The sequence below is a fragment of the Leptospira vanthielii serovar Holland str. Waz Holland = ATCC 700522 genome (genome assembly GCF_000332455.1).
Lineage (GTDB): Bacteria > Spirochaetota > Leptospiria > Leptospirales > Leptospiraceae > Leptospira_A > Leptospira_A vanthielii.
The window spans coordinates 1-1751 of record NZ_AOGY02000003.1; the positions used below are offsets into that span (position 1 = coordinate 1).

Sequence of the window (1751 nt, forward strand, 5' to 3'; positions counted from 1 at the left end):
CAATTCAATTACCAGAGTCGATTGGGCCCGTCAATTTTATGACAAGCACGAGATCAAAAGTTACGAAAGAATTCCATAGCTCTTCGCTCTCTATCTAACAAGTGGGCAAAAATAATCTTTTCTATGTGGAAACACCAAACCCCCTATTCACCAGATTTTTTTGAGACCAACCAAAAGAAGAAAAATCTCTTGACTGGTTTTGCATAGTAAGCCCTAACGCCTCCGTACGGAGGCTCAGGGTCAGCCTACGTTGGTTAGCTAGTTCGTTATGCGCAAGAACGCAAAAATGAACACTATTCGTTAATATTCAAAACGATATTGCACTGCCGATAGTCAAATCAACAGGTATAATAAATTTCTTTTCAAACAAAAGATAAGTAGGAAAGTAACTCAGATGGCTATTCAAATCAAAGACACACCTACTCTAAAAGGCCATGATGCCGATTTCTTTTTTGAGTCCCTCGATAAAAATGAGACTAAGAAAATTGAAGAGAAGGAAATTGTCAAAATTCAAGAAAGCTACAAAAGAATCTCCGATCTACTAGATAAGTAGTAATTGATGGATTGGAAAAATATCCGTCTCTATAGACTAGATAGTAATAAAACCATTTTACCTTTCGATTGTGGAGATTCAGATCTAAACGAATTTCTACTAAATGACGCTTTAATATACACTGAAAGTTTAATTGCTGTTACATACATTTTTGAAAATATCAAAAATCAGAATACAGTAGCATTTTTCAGCGTTATAAACGATAAAATCTCTGCCGAACAAACAAATAATTCTGGATGGAAAAAATTTAGAAAATCAATTCCTGAAAAGAAAAGATTTAAAAGTTATCCTGCAGTTAAAATCGGTAGATTAGGCGTTGCCATACAATACCAAAATCAAGGTTTAGGATCAGATATTCTAAACTATATAAAAGGATTATTTCTAGATTCTAATAAAACTGGATGTCGATTTGTTACTGTTGATGCATATAATAACAAAGAGACTCTCAGCTTCTATGAAAAAAATGGATTTGTTTACCTTACCCAATCAGATACAAATGAAGACACAAGATTAATGTATTTTGATTTAATTACTATCGTATAATGCGTTTCTGCGCATAACAGCGTGGAAACGCTGCGCTTCGGCACGAGGCCTCGCTTGGGCTACGCCACATTTCCCTTCTGTCACTCGTTTGCATCCGCAAACTCCGTGCCAGTCCCTAACGTCCCGCTACCGGGACTCAGGGTCGGGAAACGTCGTCTCCACTAGTTCGTTATGCGCAAGAGACAAAATCTCTTCGAAAATAAGTAAAAAAGATTAAAAAAATGCATTATTTGGAAAAATGTAAAGATTGACATCTACGTAACTAGAATTCACCATTATACGTATAGGTGTTTCCGTATGAATACTAAACTTACATTATCTCTTGATGACAAAATAATAAAGCAAGCAAAGGAATTTGCTAAGCAGAGAAATAAAAGTTTATCTAAACTGATAGAAGACTATCTAGGAGGAATTTCTTCAAAAATGCCATCTAATGATGAGAATCTTCCACCTGTGACAAAAAAATTAGCAGGAATACTAAAAGGTAAAAAAGAAATTGATATTAAGAATGATATAGCTCATTTTCTTGAAAAAAAATACAAATGATTCAGAATGTTTACCTAGATTCTGATGTTATTATCGACTATCTATATGCAAGAGAACCTTTCTTTCAAGAATCTGTAGAACTAATTTCACTAATAGAAAATAAAAAAAT

General features: G+C 34.2%; 3 protein-coding genes. All 3 read left to right on the forward strand.

Features of this window, described 5'->3' with window-relative positions:
- The first annotated feature begins 394 nt into the window (after positions 1–394).
- Positions 395–553, forward strand: coding sequence for a hypothetical protein (locus LEP1GSC199_RS21165; protein ID WP_002975847.1), 159 nt, complete (start codon positions 395–397; stop codon positions 551–553).
- 6 nt (positions 554–559) lie between these two features.
- On the forward strand, positions 560–1096 hold the full coding sequence (locus LEP1GSC199_RS00050; protein ID WP_002975848.1) for a GNAT family N-acetyltransferase: 537 nt from the start codon (positions 560–562) through the stop codon (positions 1094–1096).
- Positions 1097–1393: 297 nt separating this feature from the next.
- Positions 1394–1642, forward strand: a complete 249-nt coding sequence (locus tag LEP1GSC199_RS00055) for a DUF6364 family protein (RefSeq protein ID WP_039925597.1) — start codon at positions 1394–1396, stop codon at positions 1640–1642.
- Positions 1643–1751: the final 109 nt, after the last annotated feature.